The organism is Agrobacterium sp. T29 (assembly GCF_006970545.1).
GTDB classification, from domain to species: domain Bacteria; phylum Pseudomonadota; class Alphaproteobacteria; order Rhizobiales; family Rhizobiaceae; genus Agrobacterium; species Agrobacterium leguminum.
Genome location: NZ_CP040640.1, coordinates 2,979,665 through 3,002,671, shown reverse-complemented (window position 1 = coordinate 3,002,671; position 23,007 = coordinate 2,979,665). Strand labels below are relative to the sequence as shown.

Here is a 23,007-nt window from a genome sequence, read left to right as displayed (position 1 = left end):
AACTACAGGGCACGCGCAGTATCGATCACGATACCGAGTTCGCCCCGCAGTTTTTTGGTCAGACCGGCTGCGACAAGCTCATAGGAGCGACGCACATAGTGCTCCAGTTCTTCCTGTTCGAGCGGAGAATGATCGCCAATCGATATCCATTTGCGTTTGGCGAAATAGGGCGCCTGCCCTATGCCTTCCAGCGAGGTCAATATTTCGAAGCTCTCTTCCGAGCATTTCACGACCAGCCGCCAGTCCTCCCGCTCGCCAAGCACGGCAAAGACCTTGTCGCCCACCTTGGCAACGTGCGAATCCCATTGGTCGACAAAACGCACGCCCGGCCATTTGCCGAGCACCCTGTCGAATGTCTTGCGATCGAACAGGCTCATGCGAGTTTCTCCGCGATCAGGGCCGCCAGACGTTTTGCAACGTCGGCCTTGTCGAGATCCGGCCAGGCGTCGATGCCATCTGCGGAAATGATCTTCACGCTGTTGCGGTCTCCGCCCATGATGCCGGTTTCCGCCGAAACATCATTCGCGACGATATAATCCGCCCCTTTGCGCTCCAGCTTCGCCCGGCCGTTCTTCTCGATATCCTGCGTTTCGGCAGCGAAGCCCACCACAATCTTCGGGCGCTTTTCATGGTGGCCGACGGTTTTGAGAATATCGGGATTTTCCGCCAGTTGCAGCGCCGGCGGTGCATCGCCCGGCTGCTTCTTGATCTTCTGTTCCGATGAGCCCGTCACCCGCCAGTCGGCGACGGCGGCGACCATGACGGCGATATCCGCCGGCAGTCTCGATATCACCGCATCGCGCATCTCCTCGGCGCGCTCGACATGGATCGTCGTGACCCCGGCAGGATCGGCGATGGTGACCGGGCCGGAAACCAGCGTGACCTCCGCCCCCAGTTCCGCCAGAGCCGCAGCAATGGCATGGCCCTGCTTGCCCGAGGAGCGGTTGGCGATGTAGCGCACCGGGTCAATCGGTTCATGCGTGGGGCCGGAGGTGACGATGGCCGTTCTGCCCTTCAGGGGCTTTGGCCCCTCATCCAGCAATGCCGCGACGGCTTCGACGATCTGCAATGGCTCGGCCATACGGCCAAAACCAGCCTCGCCCTTCTCTGCCATCTCGCCGGCCATCGGGCCGATGAAAAACACGCCGTCTTTTTTCAGCGTTTCGACATTCCGCAGCGTGGGCTTCGCCGCCCACATTTTCGGGTTCATCGCCGGTGCCACCAGCACCTTTCGATCCGTCGCGAGAAGGACTGTGGAAGCAAGATCGTCTGCAAGACCATGCGCCATCTTCGCCATCAGATCGGCGGTGGCGGGCGCCACAAGCACGAGGTCGCAGTCACGCGCCAGCCTGATATGGCCGACATCCTGTTCATCCTGCCGGGAAAAGAGCTCGGTGAAGACATGGGTGGCGGAAAGTGCGCCAACAGCAAGCAGCGTGACAAATTCCTGGGCGCCCTTCGTCATCACCGGCGTCACTTTCGCGCCGCGCTCTTTCAGGCGACGGATGAGATCGAGGCTCTTATAGGCTGCGATGCCGCCGGAGATGATGAGGAGAATATGTTTGCCTGAAAGCGTCATGATGCCGGACCAGTTTCCCGTTTCAGGGGAAACTAAGCCCTTGGCATACAAAGTGCAATCCGGCTGATATCACGCCGCCTTGGCCACGTGATATTCCTTGATCGCGACCATCTTGATCGCCGGAAAACGCTCGGACTCATAGCGGAGCGAGAAGGCGTCCTGCGCCAGAAACACCGGATCGCCATCCAGATCGCGGGCGATATCGCCGCGCTTGACGTTGAGGAACTTGTCCATTTCCGCCGGCTGATCCGAAGAAATCCAGCGGCAGACGGAAAAGCGCGACATTTCGAACGAGACCGGCAGGCCATATTCGCCCATCAGTCGCTCCTTCAGGACATCGAGCTGCAGCGCGCCAACAACGCCGACGATGGCCGGCGAGCCGTCTTCCGGAGAAAAGAGCTGCACGACGCCTTCTTCCGCCATCTGCTGCAGGGCTTCCTTCAGCTTTTTCGCCTTCATGGCATCCTCCAGCCGGACGCGACGCAGGATTTCCGGCGAGAAGTTCGGCACGCCCTGGAAGACGAGGTTTTCACCCTCGGTCAGCGTATCGCCGATGCGCAGCGTACCATGGTTCGGGATGCCCACCACGTCACCCGCAAAGGCCGTATCGGCCAGCTGGCGCTGCGAGGCGAAGAAGAACTGCGGCGCAGTGAGGCCCATCTGTTTGCCGGTGCGAGCAAGCCGCGCCTTCATGCCGCGCTCCAGCTTGCCGGAGCAGATGCGGGCGAAAGCGATGCGGTCGCGATGGTTCGGGTCCATATTGGCCTGAATCTTGAAGACGAAGGCCGTCATTTTTTCTTCGGCCGCATGTACGGTGCGGGTATCCGCCACCTGATCGCGCGGCGGCGGCGCGAAATCGCCAAGCGCATTGATGAGGTCACGCACACCGAAATTGCGCAGCGCCGAGCCGAAGAACACCGGCGTCATATGACCTTCGAGAAATGCCTGACGATCGAAAGGACGGCAGGCTTCCAGCGCAAGCTCCGTTTCCTCGACGAAAAGATGGCGCTCATTTTCCGGCAGGCGATCGGCAACCGCCTGCGGACCGTTAACCGGCATGGCTTCCACCTGCGTATCGACGCCACGGAAGGTGCTGTCGGCGAGATTATAAGCGCCGCAAAAGGTCTTTGCCCGACCGACCGGCCAGGTGATGGGCGCGGTATCGAGCGCGAGCTTCTCTTCCACCTCATCCAGAATCTCGAAGGGGTCGCGGCTTTCGCGGTCCATCTTGTTGATGAAGGTGATAATCGGAATATCGCGCATCCGGCAGACTTCGAAGAGCTTCAGCGTGCGCGGCTCGATACCCTTGGCGGCGTCGATGACCATGATCGCCGCATCCACCGCCGTCAGGGTACGGTAGGTGTCGTCGGCGAAGTCCTCGTGGCCGGGCGTATCGAGAATGTTGAAGACACGGTCGTTATATTCGAAGGTCATGACCGAGGTGACGACCGAAATGCCGCGCTCGCGCTCGATCTTCATCCAGTCCGAACGGGTCTGGATGCGGTCCTTCTTCGCCTTCACCTCACCGGCAAGCTGGATCGCTCCGCCGAACAGCAGCAGTTTTTCGGTAAGCGTGGTCTTACCCGCGTCCGGGTGCGCGATAATAGCAAAGGTGCGGCGGCGGGAGACCGCCTCGGCAAGTGTTTCGGCCATCTGACAAATCCTGTGGAATTGCGGGCTATCTAGCGTTTCAGGCCCGCATTTGCAATTGACCTTGCCGCGATCTCGGCAAACTAATGCCGGATGACCCTTCAAAACGACAATCGCCCCCCTCTCCGGCTCGTCCGCCTCGCCAATGGCGCTGACCTCGAATTGCCGTCCTACGAAACCCGTGGCGCCGCCGGCATGGACCTGCGCGCTGCCGTACCTGCCGGTGAACCGCTGACCCTGCAACCGGGCGAACGCGCCCTGGTCCCGACCGGTTTCATCTTCGAGGTTCCGCAGGGTTATGAGGCGCAAATCCGCCCCCGCTCCGGACTCGCCATCAAGAACGGTATCACCTGCCTCAACTCTCCCGGCACGGTGGACAGCGATTATCGCGGCGAGGTGAAAGTCATCCTCGCCAATCTTGGCCAGGACGTTTTTGTCATCGAACGCGGCATGCGCATTGCGCAGATGGTGATCGCGCCGGTAACCCAGGTTGTTGTGAGCGAGGTGACGGAAACCTCGCAGACGGCGCGGGGCGCCGGCGGTTTCGGCTCCACCGGGGTCTAGCGACACCGCTGGGACAGACGCGCGGACTGATTGTCTTTACTCGGCAATTTCGCTATGGATTTGGCGGATTTTCCGGGAAACACGATCATGACGCTGACGACCCTTTTCGCCTATGCCACCGCCCTCTTCATCGCCGCCGCCATTCCCGGCCCCGGCATGACGGCGATCGTGGCGCGGGCGCTGGGTTCGGGCTTTCGCGAAACCTTCTTCATGGGTCTCGGGTTGGTGCTGGGCGACATGATTTACCTGACCGCTGTGATCCTGGGCCTGGCCTTCGTCGCGCAGACCTTTCAGGAAGCCTTCATGGTGCTGAAATTCGCGGGCGCGGCCTATCTCCTTTATATTGCCTGGAAGCTTTGGACCGCCGGCCTGCTGCCACAGGAACTGAAGGCCAAGAAAAGCACCAGCATGCCCATGTCCTTCCTGTCCGGCCTGCTGATCACGCTCGGCAACCCGAAAACCATGCTGTTTTATGTGGCGCTGGTGCCGACGCTGATCGATATCCGCATGATCGGCCCCTCGGAATATGCGACCCTTCTCGCCATCACCTTCGTCGTGCTGATGGCGGTTCTCCTGCCTTACATCCTGCTTGCGGCCAAGGCGCGTAACCTCCTGAAAAGGCCGAGCGCCTTGACGATCCTCAACCGCACGGCGGCGGGTATTCTGGCCGGAACCGCGACCATGATCGCGATCCGCAGCACATAAAATAAATTCGTGCATTTATGCGATTTATCGTGAAATTATTCCTGTAATTTAGGGATATTAGGACGAACGTTCGCTAGCTTGCGAAAGCTATTGCTCCTATTCTGCCGCTCAAATCTTGCGGTCTTTGCACAGGAGAGCATCATGCCCGAAGCCAGAAAGCCCGGACGCGGACGCGTCTATTCCTCGATTACGGAAACAATCGGCGACACGCCGATCGTGCGGCTCGACAAGCTGGCGAAGGAGAAGGGCGTGAAGGCCAACCTTCTCGCCAAACTCGAATTTTTCAATCCTATTGCTTCCGTAAAGGACCGCATCGGCGTCGCCATGATCGAAGCGCTGGAAGCGCAGGGCAAGATCACTCCCGGCAAGACCACGCTGGTGGAGCCGACCTCCGGCAACACGGGCATCGCGCTTGCCTTCGCCGCCGCCGCGAAGGGCTACAAGCTGATCCTGACCATGCCTGAAACCATGTCGGTTGAACGCCGGAAAATGCTGGCCCTGCTCGGCGCCGAACTGGTGTTGACCGAAGGCCCCAAGGGCATGAAGGGCGCCATCGCCAAGGCGCAGGAACTGGCCGAGACCCTGCCTGACGCGATCATTCCGCAGCAGTTCGAAAACCCCGCCAATCCCGATATTCACCGCAAGACGACGGCTGAGGAAATCTGGAACGACACCGAAGGCACGGTCGATATTCTCGTCTCGGGTATCGGCACCGGCGGCACCATCACCGGCACGGGTCAGGTGCTGAAATCCCGCAAGCCTGAGGTGAAGGTGATTGCGGTCGAACCTGCCGACAGCCCGGTTCTTTCCGGCGGCAACCCCGGACCGCACAAGATTCAGGGCATCGGCGCCGGTTTTGCACCCGCCATCCTCGATACCGGCATTTATGACGAGATCGTCACCGTGACCAATGACGAGGCTTTCGAAACCGCACGTCTGGCGGCAAGGCTGGAAGGCGTGCCGGTCGGCATCTCATCGGGTGCGGCGCTGGCGGCGGCAATCAAGGTCGGCGCGCGGGAAGAAAATGCCGGCAAGAACATCGTCGTCATCATTCCTTCCTTCGCGGAACGCTACCTTTCGACAGCGCTTTTCGAAGGCCTTGGACTTTAAGCTAAGCTTTCAAACGCGGTGCGATCGCGCGCCAGATTAGCGAATATTCTTATGTGCCGCCGGCTCCGCTGGCGGCACAGTGTTTTTTCAGGGAAGGCACAAAAGGCGACCTTCTGGAGCATCTCTGGTTTAAACGGAATCGTTAGACGTGCTCTACTTCCTTGTTTTCACACACTTTCCTGATAAAAAACCGCTTCGTTCTTTTACTGCAAATGCTCTAGGCCGCCGCCGTCAGCCTTTCGCCAGCGATACGATAGGACACGGCTTCCGCCACATGGATGCGGCCGACCGTCTGTTTGCCATCCAGATCGGCCAGGGTGCGGGCAACCTTGAGAATGCGATGATAACCGCGCGCGGAGAACTTCAGCCGCTCGGCCGCATCGCGCAGCAATTGCAGCCCGGATGCATCCGGCTCGGCATATTTTTCTATCAGGGTCGTCGTACATCGGGCATTGGTGCGAATGGCGGCAAATCCCGCCGCCGCGTAACGTTCCTGCTGCGCAAGGCGCGCCCGAGCGACACGGGCGGCGACCGCCGCACTCGGCTCGGACGCGACGGGGCGGATGAGATCGGCGGCAGAGACGGCGGGAACGTCGATGCGGATATCGATACGATCCAGCAGCGGGCCGGAAATGCGGGCCTGATAATCCGTCACACAACGCGGGCCTCGGGCGCAGGTGAAGCCCGGCTCTCCCGCCATGCCGCAACGGCAGGGATTCATCGCCGCAACGAGCTGGATTTCCGCCGGATAGCTGACGCGATGATTGGCCCGCGCAATGATGCATTCGCCCGTTTCCAGCGGCTGGCGCAGCGCATCCAACACCTGCGGCGAAAATTCCGGGAACTCATCCAGAAACAGAACGCCGTTATGAGCAAGCGAAGCCTCACCCGGCTTGGCGCGAAGCCCTCCGCCGATCAACGCCGCCATGGTGGCGGAATGATGTGGGGTGCGGAACGGCCTGCGGTCCGAAAGCTTGCCGCCGGATAATTGGCCGGCGATGGAATGGACCATCGACACTTCCAGCAATTCCGCCGCTTCCAGCGGCGGCAGGATGGAAGGCAGGCGGGCTGCGAGCATGGATTTGCCGGAGCCGGGCGGCCCGACCATGAGCAGGTTGTGGCCGCCGGCGGCTGCCACCTCCAGCGCGCGCCGGGCGCTCTCCTGTCCTTTGATATCCGCTAAATCCGGCAGATTGACCGGGTTGGCGCGAATGGCGGGCGTCGGGCGCGAGAGAAGCTGGGTGCCGCGAAAATGGTTGGCCAGTGCAATCAGGCTGCGCGGGGCGAGAATATCGATACCGGCGCCGGCCCAGGCCGCTTCCGGTCCGCTTTCAGCCGGGCAGATCAGCCCCTTGCCAAGCGCATTGGCGCCGATCGCCGCCGGCAGGGCGCCCGAAACCATACCGATGGTGCCATCGAGATTGAGTTCGCCGAGAACCACATAACGTGCCAGCATTTCTGCCGGTATCGCGCCCAAAGCCGCCATGAGGCCAAGGGCAATGGGAAGATCGAAATGCGATCCTTCCTTGGGCAGATCGGCAGGCGCGAGATTGACGGTGACCTTTTTTGCCGGCAGCGCCAGACCCGAGGCATGCAGGGCGGCCTGCACCCGCTCGCGGCTTTCGGCCACCGCCTTATCGGGCAGGCCGACAATCTGGATGCCCACCTTTCCCGGCGCGACCATGACCTGCACCTCGACGGGCACACCCTCTATGCCCTGAAATGCAACCGTATTGACCCTTGCCACCATGGCCTGCCCCCGCAAACCGGCCGCGCTGGTTAGAGCTTCATGCCCTATCGCGACCACCCGCAAGCAACGTGCCACAGGGCAAAGAATAAAACAAGAACATCCAGCGAACAATTTCTCGCTGGCGATGTATTTTAGTTGTGTCTAGTTGTACTCGTGGAACAAAGCTGGACCGGCGCAAGCCCGCCTCAGAAATCCTGGGCTTCGCGCTTTTTCTCGATCGCATCCCACAGCAGGCTTGCGACATCGGCACCGCCGAATTTCCGCACTTCGCGAATGCCGGTCGGCGAGGTGACGTTGATTTCCGTCATATAATCGCCAATCACATCGATACCGACGAAGAGGAAACCGCGCTCGCGCAAGGCAGGGCCGATGCGGCGGCAGATTTCCTTCTCGCGCGCCGTCAGTTCCGTCGGTTCCGGCCGGCCGCCGGCATGCATGTTGGAGCGGGCGTCGTTTTCCGCCGGCACGCGGTTGATCGCGCCAACCGGTTCGCCATCCACCAAGAGGATACGCTTGTCGCCCTTGCGGACGTCAGGCAGATATTGCTGGGCGATATAAGGCTCGCGGAACATCTGGCCGAACATTTCCAGCAGCGAGGAGAAATTGCGGTCGTCGCGCGCCGAATGGAAGACGCCGGCGCCACCATTGCCGTAAAGCGGCTTGAGGATGATATCGCCCATTTCATTACGAAAGCGGGCGATTTCGGCCACATCCTTGGTGATCAGCGTCTTCGGCATCAGATCGGCGAATTCGGTGACGAAAATCTTTTCAGGCGAGTTGCGCACCCAGACGGGATCGTTGACCACCAGCGTTTTCGGATGAATGCGCTCCAGCAAATGGGTCGAGGTGATGTAAGCCATGTCGAATGGCGGATCCTGACGCAGATGGATGACATCCATGGTCGACAGATCGACGCGCTCCGGTTCGGAGAGCGAGAAATGGTCACCCTTGATGTCACGCAGTTCCATCTGCTCGACAGTGGCGTAAATCTTGCCATCGCGCATGGAGAGGCGCTCGGGGGTATAATGGAACAGCCGGTATCCCCGCGCCTGCGCCTCAAGGCTCATGGCGAAGGTGGAGTCACCGGCGATATTGATGCCGGAGACATGATCCATCTGGATCGCGACGTTCTTGATCTTCGCCATGCGCATGTTCCTCTTGCAGCATGCGGACACTTTGTCGGCCCGCGGTGCCCATTGCCTCGCCTTTTCAAGCTTCCCTGCAGGACCGGTAGAAACCCGGAAATGCTTCAGAAAACCCTGAAGGTGTAGGGCAGCGACCATTCAAAGGCAACTGCTGCAAGCGGTGGTTTGTGTGAGTTTTATTGAACCTTCACAATTCCGTCGGCGAAGCCATGCAGGTCCCCGCCGACTGGAATGTTCTATGGGTTCAGGCCGCCAGCTTATAGGAACGGCCGGCAAACAGCTTGTTCTTGACGCGATAGGCAAAAGCCAGCGCCTTGGGGAACGGACGGCGCATGAAAGCGACCTTGCGGACATAATCATCCACCCGCCAGGTGGCCCATGTTCCCGCAGGGAAATAAGCGACATCGCCGACCCGCAGGATGCTGATGGAACCGTCTTCCGCGGTCACATGCACTTCGCCTTCGAGAATATAGACGGTTTCATCCCAGCCGAAGAACCAGCGGAACTCACCCGCCGTGCAATCCCACATGGCGGTGCTGGACGCACGGTCGCCGCTTCTGGAATGATCCGCCGCGCGCGCCTGGGGGTTGCCGGAAATGATCCACTCCGGATTGATGGGGGCCGGCTGAAGCCGCAGATCGGTGCAGGATGCGCTGACGACAACTTCGTCTTTTGACCGGCGCAAATAGGCCGGCAATATCGGCACCGTGCGGACCGCCATGGTTGCTGCGGCGGCGAACATCATTTTGAAGGACATATTAGAAAACCCCCGTGAAATATTGGAGGTCTTCTATCATCGGGATCGTAACGAAGCGGTTTTGACAATCGGCGCAATTTTAGTCATCGCGCCGATTTCTGCGAAGCACTCAGGCTGTCGCCATTTGCGCGGGCTGCGCCGCCAGCTGCTCCGCTTTGCCGGCGATGCGCTTGCCGGTTTCGCTGGAGAAGAAATGAAGTTTTTCCGGCGCGATCGTGACGGAGAGCGCAGACGGAACCTCCACATCCGGCGGGAAAGCAACTGTCAGGCTCTGGTCGCCGATCATGCCGTGGATAAGGCGCTGCGACCCCAGTTCCTCGATGTAATCGACCCGAAGCGGGAAGCCCTGCTCACCTGCCGCAGCGAGGCGGAAATCTTCCGCCCGCATGCCCACCGTCACGGGGCCGGAGGCAGGTGCGAAACCGTTGAGCGCAAAGAGCGACGGACCGATGGCGAGGCTATCGCCATGCAACTCGGCGTTCAGCAGGTTCATGGCGGGAGAGCCGATGAAACTCGCAACGAAGGTCGAAGCGGGGGTGTGATAGACATCGAGCGGTGCGCCGATCTGTTCGATACGGCCGCCATTCAACACCACAAGACGATCGGCCAGCGTCATGGCCTCCAGCTGATCGTGGGTGACGTAGATCGAGGTCGTGCCGAGGCGCTTTTGCAGACGCTTGATCTCGCCGCGCATGGAAACGCGCAGCTTGGCATCGAGATTGGAAAGGGGCTCGTCGAACAGGAAGGCCGCCGGTTTACGCACGATGGCGCGACCCATGGCGACACGTTGCCGCTGGCCGCCGGAAAGGGCGCGCGGCTTGCGATCCAGATAGGGTTCGAGCTGCAGCATACGCGCGGCTTCGGCCACACGCGCATCGATCTCCGTCTTCGGCGTCTTGCGGTTCTTCAACCCGTATTCCAGGTTCTGGCGCACCGACATATGCGGATAAAGTGCGTAGTTCTGAAACACCATGGCGATATCCCGGTCAGCCGGATCGGCCTGATTGACCACCCGGTCACCGATCTTCACTGTGCCTTCGGAAATATCCTCAAGCCCTGCTACCATGCGCAGAAGCGTGGATTTGCCGCAGCCGGAGGGCCCGACCAGAACGATGAACTCACCATCCCTGATGTCGATATCGACGTGGTGCACAGCGCGCACGCCGCCATGATAATCCTTGCAGACCTGACTGATTTCTATCGCGGCCATTTCGGTCTCCTTATTTATCGCTTTCGGTCAGGCCCTTGATGAACCAGCGCTGGAAAATGACGACGATCAGCACCGGCGGCAGCATGGCCAGCACGGCGAGCGCGAAAGCTTCGTTGTAATCGGGAATTTGCGAACCGACCCAGACCTGCAGGATCGACTTGATGCCGCGCATCAGGGTGAAGAAGCCCTCATCGGTCGTCATCAGCATGGGCCAGAGATACTGGTTCCAGCCATAAACGAACATGATGATGAAGATCGCCGCCATCATGGTGCGGGACAGCGGGATGAGAACGTCGATGAAGAATTTCACCGGACCCGCACCATCGATACGGGCAGCCTCCAGCAACTCCTCCGGCACGGATTTGAAGAACTGCCGGAAATAGAAGGTGCCCGTCGCCGAAGCGAGAAGCGGCACGATGAGGCCGGTATAGGAATTCAAAAGGCCGAGTTTGCTCATCACCTCGTAGGAGGGCATGATGCGCACTTCGAGCGGCAGAAGCAGCGTGGTGAAAATGATCCAGAAGGCGAGCGTTGCGAACCGGAAACGAAAATAGACGATCGCATAGGCCGCCGTCATCGACAGGACGATCTTGCCGACGGCAAAACCGATGCCGAGGATCAGCGAATTCAGCACCATGTTGAGACCCGTGATCTGCCCGGTGAAGCCGCCCTTCTGGGTCAGGACCTTTTCATAAGTCTCGATGAAATTGTCGCCGGGAACCATCGTCAGACCGCTGCGGTGGATTTCCGCGGCGGTGTGGGTGGAGGTCATGAAGGCCACGATGACCGGCAAGATCAGGAACAGTGCGCCGATGATCAGCACAAGATGATCGAGGGGTTTTGTCTTGTACATGGTCTTTTCCCTCAATTGTAATGGATGCGCTTTTCGATGAAGCGGAACTGGATGATGGTGAGAACGAAGACGACCAGCATCAGGATGACGGACTGGGCCGAGGAGCCACCGATGTCATTGCCGCGGAAACCGTCCAGAAACACCTTGTAGACCAGCGTGATCGGATTGTTGGCCGCCTTGTCCTTCACCATCACGTCGATGACGCCGAATGTGTCGAAGAGCGCATAGGTGATGTTGATGATCAGCAGGAAGAAGGCCGTGGGCGCCAGAAGCGGCATGATCACCGTCCAGAACCGGCGAAAGCCCGAGCGGCAGTCGATGGCGGCGGCTTCCCGCACGGAGACCGGAACGCCCTGAAGACCGGAGAGGAAGAAGATGAAGTTGTAAGGGATCTGCTTCCAGACCGCGACGACGACCATGGCGAAGGCTGTATCGAAATAATTGAGGCCGACCTTCATGTCCCAGCCGAGGAATGCGGCCATCTTGACGAAGGGGCCGATATGCTGGTCGAAAAACATCATTCCGATGAGACCGGCGACCGGCGGCGCGATGGCATAGACGGAAATCAGCAGCGTCTTGTATGTCGAGCTGCCGCGAATGACCGCGTCGGCCTTGACGGCGAGCAGCAGGCCGAGCGCCAGCGAAAAGAAGGTGACCAGCACGGTGAAGACAACCGTGAATTTGGCGATGCTGAGATATTCGGGGCTGAAGATCGCATCCGAATAATTGGCAAGTCCGACGAAGGAAGCGCCGAAACCGAACGGGTCTTCGATATAGAAGGACGAATGTATGGCCTGAACCGATGGCCAGTAGAAGAAGATGAAAATCACCGCAAGCTGCGGCGCCAGAAACAGGTAAGGTACGTAGGACGAGGAGAACTGCACGCGTTTCATGCCGGCGTCGGCAGGTTTGGCGGGCTTTCCAGCCTTTGCGGACCAGCCGGACAAAAACCGGCGCGGTTGAGACGATGTATAGGCCACGCTTGCGCTTCCTTATCCGAGAGCGAGCCTCCCTTCCGTGGGAAAGGAGGCTCGGCAATGGTCATTGGTTTCGAAACAGGCGATCAGCCGGCCGTCTTGGCGAAACGGGCGAGCAGGTCGTTGCCTTCCTTCTCGATGATCTCAAAAGCGGCCTTCGGCGTAACTTCGCCGGAGAAGATGCGGTTATATTCGCGTTCCATGACGGCGCGGATCTGCGGGTAGAAGCCGAGGCGGTAGCCCTTGGACCATTCGCCGCCCGGCAGCGAGAGCTGCTGGATACCGACTTCCGCGACCGGCTTCTCCTTGTAGAAGCCTTCAGTCTTGGCCTTTTCATAAGCCGCCTTGGTGATGGCGACGTAACCGGTTGCCTTGTGGTAGAAGACCTGGATTTCCGGCGAGGTCAGGAACTGGAAGAAGTCGGCCACGCACTTGTTTTCGGCTTCAGACTTGCCCGACATTGCAAAGAGCGCAGCGCCGCCGATGAAGGAATTGGTGCCGGCACCCTTGATGGAGCCCCAGTAGGGAAGGAAGGTTGCCGAGAAGGGCATGGTCGCCGTCTTCTGCAGGCCGCCGAAGGAGCCCGAAGAACCGATCCAGAACGCGACCTTGCCTTCTTCGAAGGGCTTCTGGTTGTCGTTCCAGCCGGCGCCGTAATAGGCGAACAGGCCCTTGTCCTTCCAGTCCTTCAGCTTGTCGAACATCATGACGAGGTTCGGGTCGGTGACCTTGAGCTTGGTGTCGGTGACGCTGTCGTAACCGTTATTGTTGGTGGCGAACTGGATGTTGTTGCGGGAGAAGAAGTTCTCCGTGAACTGCCAGGTGAGCTGCGACTGAACGAGCGGAATGTAGCCGGCTTCTTTCAGCTTCGGCGCAACCTGCTCGAACTCTTCCCAGGTCTTCGGGGCTTCGACGCCGGCCTTCTTCAGGGCTTCGTCGTTGACGTACATGATGGGGGCGGAGGAGTTGAACGGCATGCCGACAAACTTGCCGTCAGCGGCAGCGTAGAAATAACGCACGCCGTTGATGAAGGCGTCGCGGTCGAACTTGTAACCGGCCTTGTTGATAAGGTCTTCGGCAGGAATGACGGCGCCCTTGGCGTTGATGATGGTCGCGGCGCCAGCATCGAAAACCTGGAGGATGTTCGGCTGTTCGCCAGAGCGGAAAGCAGCGATGCCGCTGGCCAGGGCTTCTTCATAGGAGCCCTTGGAAACCGGCGTCAGAGCGCATTCTTTCTGGGCTTCGTTGAACTTCTGGGCGACTTCGTTGATGACTTCGCCATTGCGGCCGCCCATGCCGTGCCACCAGGTGATGTTGGTAGCAGCCATGGAAGATGTCGCCGAAATGCTGACGGCCACTGCGGCCATGGAAATCTTCTTCAACATTACTAAATCCTCTCCACCATTTATTGGGATGAGGATGCGAATAGAGACGTTCCATGACGCCTCTTTGACAGTTCGATGTCAGATTTATTACAGCAACTGACGAAAATCTCAGTCGATCATGCGCTTTATGGGCCGAGCGGGATTACCGACCACCGTCGCGCCCGGCGGCACATTGCGCGTCACCACCGAACCGGCGCCGACAATCGCTCCGTCACCGATGGTGATGCCAGCCAGAAGGATCGCTCCGCCGCCGATCCAGACATCACGGCCGATCGTGACGGGCTTTGCGATTTCAATGCCTTGCGCTCGCGGCACCGGGTCCAGATGGTGTTCCGCGCAATAAATCTGCACCGCAGGCCCGAGCATCGCACCATCGCCTATCGTAACTTTCGCGGAATCGAGAATGGTGCAGCCCGCATTGAGATAGACATTTTTGCCCAGCGTAATGTTGAAGCCGTAAGCGCAATGAAACGGCGCTTCGATAAATACCCCGTCACCAACAGAAGCGAACAGAGCCCGTAGCAAGGGGGCCATTGCCCCGCGCTCATCCGGCGGCATCGTATTGTGCTGGTGGACGGCCCCTCGTGCCCGCCAGCGCAATATATCCAGCTCGGCATTTATGCAGCTGTACCATTCGCCCGCGGCCATTTTTTCCCGCTCGGTGGACATGTTTTCCTCCCCTCAAAAGGCGTCGATAAAATGCTGCGGCAGGCGTCGCGGCAGGACCGCGACAATATCGAAACGCAGCGAAAACCGCGCGGCATCCTTGCGACGGGCGAGCCATAGATCGGCCGCCGCCCGAATGCGTTGCTGCGAATGGAAACCGACGGCATCCACGGCACCTTCGCCGGACGTTCGCGCCTTGACCTCGACGATGGCGACGAGGTCCTTCTTGCGGGCGATGAGATCGATTTCCCCCAGCCGGGTACGATAACGAATGGCGAGGATGCGATATCCCTTCAGCAGCAGATAAAGTGCCGCCCAATATTCCGCGGCATGGCCGCGTCGCTCGGCCTTGCGCCTTTTATTGCTTCGCCCGTCAGCGGCCATCCGTTTCCTTCATATCCAGCAGCCTCTGATAGAGCTCCTTGCGCGGAAGGCCCGTCAGCTTGGCGGCTTCGCCTGCCGCCTTGGCGGCGGGCATGGTGGCGACAAGATCCTTCAGCAGCTTCTCGACATCCTCGATATCGGGAATCTCGTCATAGGAGGGCGGCTCCACCAGAAGCACGATCTCACCCTTCACCACACGGTCGCCACCGTAATAATCCGCAAGCTCGCCCAACGTGCCGCGCCGGAACTCCTCGAAGGTCTTGGTCAGCTCGCGGCAGACCACGGCGCGGCGGTCGTGGCCGAGCACTTCGGACGCGACCTTGACGGAAGCGCCGATGCGATGCGGCGATTCAAAGAAGATCAAGGTGGCCGGAATTTTCGCGAGTTCGGCAAAACGGTCGCGCTTGCCGCGATCCTTCACCGGCAGGAAGCCCGCAAACAGGAAAGCGTCGCTCGGCATTCCCGAACCCACGAGGGCAGCGAGCGGCGCGGATGCCCCCGGCACCGGCACGACACGATGCCCGGCCTCGAGCGCGAGCTGGCCGAGGCGGTAACCGGGATCGGAAACGAGCGGCGTTCCGGCATCCGAGACCAGCGCCACGGATTTTCCCGCCTCAAGCGCCGCAATGAGCTTCGGCCCCGCTTCGTTTGCATTGTGCTCATGATAAGAGAGCGGGCGGGTGCGGATACCGTAACGTTCGAGCAGGATGCGGGTGACGCGGGTATCCTCGCAGGCGAGAACATCGGCCGAGGCCAGCGTTTCCAGCGCGCGGATGGTGATATCGCCAAGATTGCCGATGGGCGTGGCCACGAGATAAAGCGCCGGCTCCAGCGGCCGCGCCGGAATGGTGGCCGTGCCGATCCTGAAACTCTTTGTCGCATCTCTCAAGTCGTTGTTCGATATTTCTTCCGTCACACGGCTTCCAATCATTCTGGCCGATTGCTCGCGGCCGGTCGCTCTGGTTTCCTCTCTTTATGGGCAATAGAAAACCGGCGAACAAGGTCCACGGACGCCCCCAGCCTGTGGATCATGCTGTATAGCAGCAAAATGACCCGTGACAGATGCACTCGGCTCTTGCATTTCCTGCAATAACTCTGCCATTTTGCCCGTCCACATTATCCGGCTTTCTGGCCGGTGAAGACTCTTCTTGCCGATCCGGCGGTGGCCGGTTCGCAACGGTTGAAAGCGGTAGCGTCCATGCGTATTACTCTTGAGCGGTCGAACCTTCTGAAATCGCTGAACCACGTCCACCGGGTCGTCGAGCGTCGCAACACGATCCCGATCCTGTCCAACGTCCTCCTGCGTGCCTCCGGCGCCAATCTGGACATGAAGGCGACCGACCTCGATCTCGAAATCACCGAAGCGACACCGGCCATGGTGGAGCAGGCAGGCGCCACCACCGTGCCGGCGCATCTGCTTTATGAAATCGTGCGCAAGCTGCCGGACGGTTCCGAAGTGCTTCTGGCGACCAATCCGGACGGCTCCTCGATGACGGTTGCCTCCGGCCGTTCGAAATTCTCGCTGCAATGCCTTCCGGAAACGGATTTCCCTGATCTGACCGCCGGCACCTTCAGCCACACCTTCAAACTGAAGGCGACCGATCTGAAGATGCTGATCGACCGGACGCAATTTGCGATTTCGACCGAAGAAACGCGTTATTACCTGAACGGCATTTTCTTCCATACCATCGAAAGCAATGGCGACCTGAAGCTGCGCGCCGTCGCGACCGATGGCCACCGCCTGGCGCGCGCCGATGTGGATGCGCCCTCCGGTTCCGAAGGCATGCCTGGCATCATCATTCCGCGCAAGACCGTCGGCGAGTTGCAGAAGCTGATGGACAACCCTGAGCTGGAAGTCACCGTCGAAGTCTCGGATGCGAAAATCCGCCTGACCATCGGTTCGGTCGTCCTGACCTCGAAGCTGATCGACGGCACCTTCCCGGATTATCAGCGCGTGATCCCGACCGGCAACGACAAGGAAATGCGCGTCGATTGCCAGACCTTCGCGCAGGCTGTCGACCGCGTCTCGACCATTTCTTCCGAGCGCGGCCGCGCCGTGAAGCTCGCGCTCACCAACGGCCAGTTGACGCTGACCGTCAACAACCCGGATTCGGGAAGTGCTACGGAAGAAGTGGCTGTCGGTTACGACAATGATTCGATGGAAATCGGCTTCAACGCCAAATATCTCCTCGACATCACCTCGCAGCTTTCCGGCGACGACGCGATTTTCCTGCTGGCCGACGCGGGCTCGCCGACGCTCGTTCGCGACACCGCTGGCGACGATGCGCTTTATGTTCTGATGCCGATGCGCGTTTGAAACGGGAATTTTCCGCAAATTTCATCAAAAAAGCCGGTGGAACGCTTCACCGGCTTTTTTTGATTCGGTGACGGCGCATTTCAAACCGTAAGCGAATTTTTCCAGTTACGACATTTTGCCTTGTTTTTGCGCCAAATGGGATCAACATTGCGTAACAGTTTTTTGACAATGACCAAAAGCATCTGAGGGAACTATGGCACTTAACCTGAAGCAACGGCTTGAACAGAAATTTGAAGAAGAAATCCGCTTTTTCAAGGGTATGGTCAGCCAGCCGAAAAAAGTCGGGGCCATTGTGCCGACATCGTCCATCACGGCGAAAAAAATGGCGAGTGTCATCAATCCCCATTCCGGCCTGCCGGTTCTCGAACTCGGTCCCGGCACCGGCGTCATCACCAAGGCCATTCTGGCGCGCGGCATCAAGCCGGAGAACCTGACCGCCATCGAATATTCGACCGATTTCTACAATCAGCTGCTCAGGAGCTATCCGGGCGTCAATTTCGTCAATGGCGACGCCTTCGATCTCGATGCGACGCTTGGCGAACACAAGGGCCAGATGTTCGACAGCGTCGTCTCCGCCGTGCCGATGCTGAATTTCCCCATGGCCGCCCGTATCAAGCTTCTCGACGAATTGCTGAAGCGCGTGCCCCATGGCCGCCCCGTCGTGCAGATATCCTACGGCCCGATTTCCCCCATCGTCGCGCAGCCGCATCTCTACCACATCCGCCATTTCGATTTCATCGTGCGCAATATTCCGCCGGCGCAATTGTGGACCTATACGCGGGCCTGATATTCGACAGAGTGCCGGAACCCGTCATTTCCCGGTCGTGACGAATGGTTAGGGTGTCGATTTGCCCTTTCCATCGTCCTTGAGGACCGATTGCCATGCATGCGCTCTACATCACCCACCCCCAGGTCAAGATCGATCCGGCTGTTCCCGTTCCCGAATGGGGGCTTTCGGACAGGGGGGCCGAGCGGACGCGCGAGGCAAGCCGCCTGCCCTGGGCACGGACATTGCGCCGCATCGTTTCCAGCGCCGAAACCAAGGCGATCGAAACCGCCCGCATCCTGGCTGAAACCTCCGGGGCGGAAATGGACATCGTGGAGGCGATGCATGAAAACGACCGGTCCGCCACCGGCTTCCTGCCGCCGCCGGAATTCGAAAAGGCGGCGGACTGGTTCTTCGCCCATCCCGAGGAAAGCTTTTATGGTTGGGAGCGTGCAATCGACGCGCAGGCGCGGATCGTCGGGGCGGTCAAAGCCGTTCTTGACCGGCACGACCCGCAGCAGCCGATTGCCTTTGTCGGCCATGGCGGCGTGGGTACGCTTCTGAAATGCCATATCGAAGGCCGCGGCATCAGTCGCAGCAAGGACCAGCCGCCCGGCGGCGGCAATCTCTTTCGCTTCCCCATCGCCGACTTTTCACTTGCAGCCGCGTCCCCCACATGCGACTGGACGGCAATGGAAACATGGCAGGGATAAGACAATGACCGCGCGCGAAAAACTCATCGTCGGGCTGGATGTTCCGACTGTGCAGCAAGCCGAAGACATCGTGTCGAAGATCGGCGACGAGGTTCTGTTCTACAAGATCGGTTATCAGCTGGTCTTTGCCGGCGGTCTCGAATTTGCGCGCGACCTTGTCCAGAGCGGCAAGAAGGTCTTTCTCGACATGAAGCTGCTCGATATCGACAACACCGTCGCCTCCGGTGTCGAAAACATCGCCCGCATGGGCATGTCGATGCTGACGCTACATGCCTATCCCAAGGCGATGCGCGCTGCCGTCAAGGCCGCCGAAGGCTCCGGTCTCTGCCTGCTGGGTGTCACCGTGCTGACGTCGATGGACGACGTCGATCTCGCCGAGGCGGGTTATGCCTCTGACGCCCGTTCGCTGGTGCTGCGCCGGGCGGAGCAGGCACGCGAGGCGGGCATGGGCGGCATCGTCTGTTCGGCGGAAGAATCGACCGCCGTGCGCGAAATCCTCGGTCCGGACCTTGCTGTCGTCACCCCCGGCATTCGCCCGGCCGGCGCGGATCTCGGCGATCAGAAGCGGGTGATGACACCCTACGACGCCATCAAGGCCGGATCGAGCCATCTGGTCGTCGCCCGCCCGATCGTCAGGGCGGAAGACCCGAAAGCGGCGGCCCGCGCCATTCTTGACGACATGCTGCGCGCCAGCTTTCCGGCCAATCAGTAACGACAATCGGAGGAGATGAAATGGCAAAGGGATATTGGATCGCCCGCGTCGATGTGCGCGATAGTGAGCGTTACAAGGACTATGTCACGACGGCTAAGCCCGCTTTCGAGCGGTTCGGCGCCAATTTCCTGGCCCGTGGCGGCGCGCTGACCGAGCTGGAGGGCAAGGCGCGTGCACGTAACGTCGTCATCGAGTTCCCGTCGGTGCAACACGCCATAGACTGCTATAATTCTCCCGAATATCAGGCCGCGGCCAAAATCCGCCAGGAAGTCGCGGATGCGGAGATGATGATCGTCGAAGGAATTTGACGACCGTCAACCGCATTTCCCGAACCGGCTTTTAGCCTCGCGACAACATCTCTTCACGCGCGCGCGGCTTTGGGCTAAGAGACTGAAAAACGCTTTATCGATAGCTTCTGAGGAGCCTCCCATGACCTTGGCCAACCTTCCACCCCTCGTCACCGTTTTCGGCGGTTCGGGTTTTGTCGGGCGGCATGTCGTGCGGATACTGGCGAAGCGCGGTTACCGCATCCGCGTCGCCGTGCGCCGCCCGGATCTCGCCGGTTTTCTGCAGCCGCTCGGCAATGTCGGCCAGATTTCCTTCGCCCAGGCGAACCTGCGTTATCGCGACTCCATCGTCAAAGCCGTGGAAGACGCCGACCATGTGGTCAATTGCGTCGGCATCCTGACCGAAAGCGGTCGCAACACCTTTGACGCCGTACAGGAATTCGGTGCGAAAGCCATTGCCGAGGCGGCCCGCGATGCCGGCGCCACGCTGACGCATATCTCCGCCATCGGCGCGGATGCCAGTTCGCCGACCGGTTATGGCCGCACCAAGGGCCGGGCCGAAGCCGCCATTCATTCCATTCTGCCTGGCGCCGTGATCCTGCGCCCGTCGATCATTTTTGGACCGGAAGACGATTTCTTCAACAAGTTCGCAAAAATGGCCCGCAGCATGCCGTTCCTGCCGCTGATCGGTGGCGGAAAAACCAGGTTCCAACCGGTCTATGTCGAGGATGTCGCGGAAGCCGTCGCCCTTGGCGTCGATGGCAAGCTGAAGCCCGGCGCGATCTATGAACTCGGCGGTCAGGATGTCATGACGTTCCGTGACTGTCTCGAGGCGGTTCTTGCCGCAACCTATCGGGAGCGTCCCTTCGTCAACCTGCCCTTCGGCGTCGCGTCGATGATTGGCAAGATCGCTTCAATGGTGCCGCTGATTGCGCCGCCGCTGACGTCCGATCAGGTGACCATGCTGAAGAAGGACAATGTCGTTTCCACTGACGCCGAAAAGAACGGCCTGACACTGGAAGGCATCGGCATCAGCCCCGTTCGCGTCGCGTCCATTCTGCCTTCCTACATGGTGCAATACCGCCCGCACGGCCAGTTCTCCAATGCCGGAAAAGCGGCCTGAAGCCCATCTTCAGCCTCATCGATCATAAACGAAAGCGGGAGCCATTCCCGCTTTTTGTTTTTGCGCAATTCAATTGCAACCAAACCGCTATTCGTGCATTTTCCCCTCAACTGCAAGGGAGGCATTGAATGAACCAGGGCTGTTTTGCAGAGCCGGGTAAAAGTTAACGGCGGTCCGGCCTCCACAGGCAAGCGTGGCACAAGCGCAACTGTGGAAAAGACTTCGTATTAACCCGGTATTCAACAAGCTGCTTTATTGATATTCGCCACATTCCAAACATATCCCGACCACTCAATTCACACACGGCGGCATGATCCGCGCGAACGAACGTCTGAAAGGCAATCATAAAATGGGCAGATCTATCGCACTCTTTTTTGCGTGTGCGGCTTTGGTGGTTCTGGCGGGTTCTTTCATGGCGCCGGGAACGGTTGCAGCGGGTAAGAGCGGTTGCGCTCCCGCCTATGGCGTCGACCCCTGTGCAACGGCTTCGATCAGCACCAACTGATCGGCCTTTAAAAGTTTCAAAGAAAAAGCGCCGCCGGTTCTCCGGGGGCGCTTTTTCTTTTTCTGTTCGTTCGTCGCGAACGGAGATTATTCCCGCCCCTGGTTCAACCCAGAACCAGAAGCGCGATCAGTCCCAGCGAACCGATGGCGATGCGCCACCAGGCGAAGGGTGCAAAGCCCCGCCGTGACACGAAATCCAGCAGGGAACGAACAACGAAGAGGCCGGAGACGAAAGCGGCGATGAAACCGACGGCGATCAGCGCACCGTCATCGAAGCTCAGCGCATCGCGGTTCTTGTAAAGATCGAGCGTGAAAGCACCGAGCATGGTCGGCATCGCCAGGAAGAACGAAAATTCGGCGGCGGAGCGCTTGTCCGTTCCCATCAGCAGCGACCCGACGATTGTGGCGCCGGACCGCGACGTGCCGGGAATCATCGCAAGGCACTGGAAGAGGCCGATTTTGAAGGCAAGCGACGGCGGATAATCCATGATGTCGGTATATTTCGGTTTCAGCGGCATGCGGTCGACGCCGAGCAGAATGACGCCACCGATGATCAGCACCACGCAGATGAGCATCGGCGTTTCAAACAGCACGGTCTTGATGAAGTCATGCGCCAAAGCGCCGATTATCGCCGCCGGCAGGAAAGCGAGAGCGACGGCCAGCACGAAGCGGCGCGCTTTCGCGCTTGTCGGCAGAGCGAGCGCAATCGACACAAGCTTTTGAAAATAAACAAGAAGGATCGCAAGGATCGCACCGAGCTGAATAAGAACGGCAAAGGTGTTGCCGGGTGATTTAAAGCCGAGGAAATGCCCGGCCAGCAGCACGTGCGCCGTTGAGGAGACGGGAATGAACTCCGTCAGACCCTCGATAATGCCCAGCAGAAGCGCGCTGATGATCGATTGGTCACCCATGAGGTATCCTTCTTTTCAGGGGGAAAGTGGCAATGGAAGGCAATTGCGTTAAACTTGTTTTAAAGTAGCCAAGCTCTTATAGCGTCTTGATGAAGCGAAACTGAAAAAGTTTTTCGGCAAATGCCGATCATGACAACCAATCGTAAAAATTGAGTACCGATGCCAACTCTCTATCACTCTCCGATGTCGACCGCATCCCGGTTCGTTCGTCTGATCCTCGCGGAATACGGGTTCCAGACCGATCTCGTGGAGGAGCAGCCGTGGGAAAGACGGCGGGAGTTTTTGGCGCTCAATCCGGCCGGCACCCTGCCGGTCTATCTGGACGACAATATGCGCTCGCTGAGCGGGCCTTATGTGCTTGCGGAATTTCTTGACGAAACGCATGGGGTTCTGAAGCGCGACCGTCGGCTTCTCGCCGAAGACCCGTTTCAGCGCGCGGAAATCCGCCGGCTGACGGAATGGTTTCTGCAGAAAATGGAAAACGACGTGACCCGGCCGCTGGTGCGGGAACGGGTCTATAAATTGCAGATGACGGCGGCGCAGGGTGGCGGACCGCCGGATTCCAAGCTGCTGCGCACCGCCCGCAACAACATTCGCCAGCACATCAAATATCTCGAATGGCTGGCTGGCTCGCGCACCTGGCTTGCCGGCGACCGGTTGAGCTATGCCGATCTTGCCGCGGCTGCCGCGGTCTCGGTGCTGGACTATCTCGGTGAGATCAACTGGCTCGAAGCGCCGATTGCCAAGGAATGGTATCAGCGGGTGAAATCCCGGCCTTCCTTCCGGCCGTTCCTCAGCGAACGCATTCCGCGCCTTGCCCCTTCCTCCCACTACGCCGATCTGGACTTCTGAGGTCTGCCCTCCCGGTTATTTGCTGTGGCCTGCGGCTGTATCTAAAGCATGTCGTTGTCCCGAAACCGCTGCACACTTTCGGGCGAC

23 protein-coding genes and 2 pseudogenes are annotated in these 23,007 nt (G+C 59.5%); 10 read left to right on the top strand and 15 right to left on the bottom strand.

Annotated elements, in window-relative coordinates; all coding sequences use genetic code 11:
- Positions 1-2 precede the first annotated feature (2 nt).
- The 3 genes from FGF54_RS14975 to FGF54_RS14965 all read right to left on the bottom strand — a co-directional run bounded on the left by FGF54_RS14975 (position 3) and on the right by FGF54_RS14965 (position 3,232).
- Entirely contained in the window at positions 3-377 is a 375-nt protein-coding gene (locus FGF54_RS14975; RefSeq protein ID WP_078051349.1) for an MmcQ/YjbR family DNA-binding protein, read from the bottom strand.
- Complete coding sequence (gene coaBC, locus FGF54_RS14970) at positions 374-1,579, bottom strand: bifunctional phosphopantothenoylcysteine decarboxylase/phosphopantothenate--cysteine ligase CoaBC (RefSeq protein WP_142780076.1); 1,206 nt, start codon at positions 1,577-1,579, stop codon at positions 374-376. Before coaBC ends, FGF54_RS14975 begins: the two co-directional genes overlap by 4 nt.
- A gap of 69 nt (positions 1,580-1,648) precedes the next feature.
- Entirely contained in the window at positions 1,649-3,232 is a 1,584-nt protein-coding gene (locus FGF54_RS14965) for a peptide chain release factor 3 (protein WP_003520100.1), read from the bottom strand.
- Positions 3,233-3,322: 90 nt separating this feature from the next.
- On the opposite strand from FGF54_RS14965, the gene dut reads away from it, so the two are divergent.
- From dut to cysK, 3 genes are all read left to right on the top strand, one after another.
- Positions 3,323-3,793 carry a dUTP diphosphatase gene (gene dut, locus FGF54_RS14960; protein ID WP_035264085.1) on the top strand — a complete coding sequence of 157 codons (471 nt, stop codon included), beginning with the start codon at positions 3,323-3,325 and terminating at the stop codon, positions 3,791-3,793.
- 87 nt (positions 3,794-3,880) lie between these two features.
- A complete protein-coding gene (locus FGF54_RS14955) occupies positions 3,881-4,498 on the top strand; it encodes a LysE family translocator (RefSeq protein ID WP_003520102.1) in 618 nt (205 codons plus the stop codon).
- 141 nt (positions 4,499-4,639) lie between these two features.
- Positions 4,640-5,608: a cysteine synthase A gene (cysK, locus tag FGF54_RS14950; protein ID WP_003520103.1), complete on the top strand. Its 969-nt coding sequence runs from the start codon at positions 4,640-4,642 to the stop codon at positions 5,606-5,608.
- 217 nt (positions 5,609-5,825) lie between these two features.
- On the opposite strand, the gene FGF54_RS14945 is transcribed toward cysK, so the two are convergent.
- The 11 genes and pseudogenes from FGF54_RS14945 to rsmI all read right to left on the bottom strand — a co-directional run bounded on the left by FGF54_RS14945 (position 5,826) and on the right by rsmI (position 15,666).
- Positions 5,826-7,358, bottom strand: coding sequence for a YifB family Mg chelatase-like AAA ATPase (locus tag FGF54_RS14945; protein WP_142780075.1), 1,533 nt, complete (start codon positions 7,356-7,358; stop codon positions 5,826-5,828).
- A 185-nt stretch (positions 7,359-7,543) separates the two neighbouring features.
- Positions 7,544-8,503: a glutathione synthase gene (gshB, locus tag FGF54_RS14940; RefSeq protein ID WP_065654862.1), complete on the bottom strand. Its 960-nt coding sequence runs from the start codon at positions 8,501-8,503 to the stop codon at positions 7,544-7,546.
- A gap of 244 nt (positions 8,504-8,747) precedes the next feature.
- Complete coding sequence (locus FGF54_RS14935) at positions 8,748-9,260, bottom strand: cupin domain-containing protein (protein ID WP_065654595.1); 513 nt, start codon at positions 9,258-9,260, stop codon at positions 8,748-8,750.
- Between the two features lie 109 nt (positions 9,261-9,369).
- The gene (locus FGF54_RS14930; protein WP_142780074.1) at positions 9,370-10,470 is read right to left on the bottom strand and encodes a sn-glycerol-3-phosphate import ATP-binding protein UgpC; all 1,101 of its coding nucleotides are present in this window, start codon (positions 10,468-10,470) and stop codon (positions 9,370-9,372) included.
- 10 nt (positions 10,471-10,480) lie between these two features.
- A complete protein-coding gene (gene ugpE, locus FGF54_RS14925) occupies positions 10,481-11,323 on the bottom strand; it encodes a sn-glycerol-3-phosphate ABC transporter permease UgpE (RefSeq protein ID WP_003520108.1) in 843 nt (280 codons plus the stop codon).
- 11 nt (positions 11,324-11,334) lie between these two features.
- Positions 11,335-12,303, bottom strand: coding sequence for an ABC transporter permease subunit (locus tag FGF54_RS14920; protein WP_210247424.1), 969 nt, complete (start codon positions 12,301-12,303; stop codon positions 11,335-11,337).
- 83 nt (positions 12,304-12,386) lie between these two features.
- Positions 12,387-13,685 (bottom strand): extracellular solute-binding protein, encoded by a 1,299-nt coding sequence (locus FGF54_RS14915; RefSeq protein ID WP_142780073.1) that lies wholly within the window; start codon positions 13,683-13,685, stop codon positions 12,387-12,389.
- A 120-nt stretch (positions 13,686-13,805) separates the two neighbouring features.
- A pseudogene (locus FGF54_RS27800) lies at positions 13,806-13,970 on the bottom strand (DapH/DapD/GlmU-related protein); the annotation flags it as partial.
- A gap of 270 nt (positions 13,971-14,240) precedes the next feature.
- Positions 14,241-14,333: pseudogene (locus tag FGF54_RS27795) on the bottom strand (maltose acetyltransferase domain-containing protein); the annotation flags it as partial.
- Positions 14,334-14,366: 33 nt separating this feature from the next.
- Positions 14,367-14,735 (bottom strand): YraN family protein, encoded by a 369-nt coding sequence (locus tag FGF54_RS14905; protein WP_080852768.1) that lies wholly within the window; start codon positions 14,733-14,735, stop codon positions 14,367-14,369.
- Positions 14,725-15,666, bottom strand: a complete 942-nt coding sequence (gene rsmI / locus FGF54_RS14900) for a 16S rRNA (cytidine(1402)-2'-O)-methyltransferase (RefSeq protein ID WP_142780071.1) — start codon at positions 15,664-15,666, stop codon at positions 14,725-14,727. The genes FGF54_RS14905 and rsmI overlap by 11 nt, the downstream gene beginning before the upstream one ends.
- Positions 15,667-15,933: 267 nt before the next feature.
- On the opposite strand from rsmI, the gene dnaN reads away from it, so the two are divergent.
- The 6 genes from dnaN to FGF54_RS14870 all read left to right on the top strand — a co-directional run bounded on the left by dnaN (position 15,934) and on the right by FGF54_RS14870 (position 20,653).
- Entirely contained in the window at positions 15,934-17,052 is a 1,119-nt protein-coding gene (gene dnaN / locus FGF54_RS14895) for a DNA polymerase III subunit beta (protein WP_031233744.1), read from the top strand.
- Between the two features lie 193 nt (positions 17,053-17,245).
- On the top strand, positions 17,246-17,839 hold the full coding sequence (gene pmtA / locus FGF54_RS14890) for a phospholipid N-methyltransferase PmtA (protein ID WP_003520115.1): 594 nt from the start codon (positions 17,246-17,248) through the stop codon (positions 17,837-17,839).
- A gap of 95 nt (positions 17,840-17,934) precedes the next feature.
- On the top strand, positions 17,935-18,531 hold the full coding sequence (locus tag FGF54_RS14885) for a histidine phosphatase family protein (RefSeq protein WP_142780070.1): 597 nt from the start codon (positions 17,935-17,937) through the stop codon (positions 18,529-18,531).
- 4 nt (positions 18,532-18,535) lie between these two features.
- Entirely contained in the window at positions 18,536-19,243 is a 708-nt protein-coding gene (gene pyrF, locus FGF54_RS14880) for an orotidine-5'-phosphate decarboxylase (RefSeq protein ID WP_003503850.1), read from the top strand.
- 20 nt (positions 19,244-19,263) lie between these two features.
- Complete coding sequence (locus FGF54_RS14875) at positions 19,264-19,551, top strand: DUF1330 domain-containing protein (RefSeq protein ID WP_003520118.1); 288 nt, start codon at positions 19,264-19,266, stop codon at positions 19,549-19,551.
- Between the two features lie 121 nt (positions 19,552-19,672).
- Entirely contained in the window at positions 19,673-20,653 is a 981-nt protein-coding gene (locus FGF54_RS14870; RefSeq protein ID WP_142780069.1) for a complex I NDUFA9 subunit family protein, read from the top strand.
- Positions 20,654-21,261: 608 nt separating this feature from the next.
- On the opposite strand, the gene FGF54_RS14855 is transcribed toward FGF54_RS14870, so the two are convergent.
- Positions 21,262-22,068: an undecaprenyl-diphosphate phosphatase gene (locus tag FGF54_RS14855; protein WP_080852772.1), complete on the bottom strand. Its 807-nt coding sequence runs from the start codon at positions 22,066-22,068 to the stop codon at positions 21,262-21,264.
- Between the two features lie 159 nt (positions 22,069-22,227).
- On the opposite strand from FGF54_RS14855, the gene FGF54_RS14850 reads away from it, so the two are divergent.
- On the top strand, positions 22,228-22,920 hold the full coding sequence (locus tag FGF54_RS14850; protein ID WP_003520121.1) for a glutathione S-transferase family protein: 693 nt from the start codon (positions 22,228-22,230) through the stop codon (positions 22,918-22,920).
- Positions 22,921-23,007: the final 87 nt, after the last annotated feature.